This is a genomic window from Psychromonas aquatilis (assembly GCF_038155185.1).
Lineage (GTDB): Bacteria > Pseudomonadota > Gammaproteobacteria > Enterobacterales > Psychromonadaceae > Psychromonas > Psychromonas aquatilis.
On sequence record NZ_JBAKAZ010000129.1, the window covers coordinates 1 to 802 of the forward strand.

The 802-nt window shown below is 35.3% G+C and carries 1 protein-coding gene and 1 pseudogene; one reads left to right on the forward strand and one right to left on the reverse strand.

Annotation, left to right across the window (positions count from 1 at the left end; genetic code table 11):
* Positions 1–150 precede the first annotated feature (150 nt).
* Positions 151–504, forward strand: coding sequence for a hypothetical protein (locus V6256_RS15135; RefSeq protein WP_341599100.1), 354 nt, complete (start codon positions 151–153; stop codon positions 502–504).
* 10 nt (positions 505–514) lie between these two features.
* On the opposite strand, the pseudogene V6256_RS16485 reads toward V6256_RS15135, so the two are convergent.
* Positions 515–736: pseudogene (locus V6256_RS16485) on the reverse strand (DUF1294 domain-containing protein); the annotation flags it as partial.
* Positions 737–802 lie beyond the last annotated feature (66 nt).

The following is an 802-nucleotide window of genomic DNA, read 5'->3' on the forward strand; positions in this document are numbered from 1 at the left end:
GACCGCCTGTTACCATGGAATTTCAAAAAATAGGTGTGGTTTACTAGACGCTTACACTATATTTAGTTTAGTTTGACTATTTAATAATCGCTTTTAAAATATAGCCTCTCAATTAAGATATTCGGCTTTAGCCACACAAGGATTCAATTTATGAAACGTACAAACTCTTTTATCCTATTATCATGCGTAAGTTCGGTATTGTTATTGTCAGCTTGTGGTGAACAAGAACCTGAAAAGAAAACATGGGATGATGTTAGTCAATCAAGCAAAGAAATTTGGGATAAAAGTAAAGAAACAAGCAAAGATGCGTTTGCGATAGGAAAAGAAGCAACGGAAGAAGCATGGGAAGATACAAAAGAAACCAGTAAAAAGGTCTGGAAAGAAACTAAGGAAACAAGTCAAGATGTCTGGGAAGGCACAAAAGAAACATCTAAAAAAGTATGGAAAGACAGTAGTGAAAAAATAGATCAAATGTTAGATGATACTAACGCGGAAGAAGAATAAAGACTAAGCGTTATGTTTGAACATAGAAACCACAAGCACCAACCACTAAAAGGTTAATCCACATCATTGTAAAGAACCACCGACGAAATATTGTTTTGGTGGTTTTATGATTAAATATCATCTGCCCTAATAAACTAGCAGGCCAACCACATAATAACGCCAAGTAATAAAAGTATTTTTCAGGAACTCGACTTTTACTCTTTATTGCCGCTAGTTTATCTACCCCATATAAAACAAAGCTAACGGTAAGCGTCTAGCAAACCACACCTATTTTTTGAAATTCCATGGTAACAGGCGG

Coding starts and splice junctions, on each gene's coding strand:
- V6256_RS15135 (WP_341599100.1), top strand. CDS start 151: ATGAAACGTACAAACTCTTTTATCCTATTATCATGCGTAAGTTCGGTA.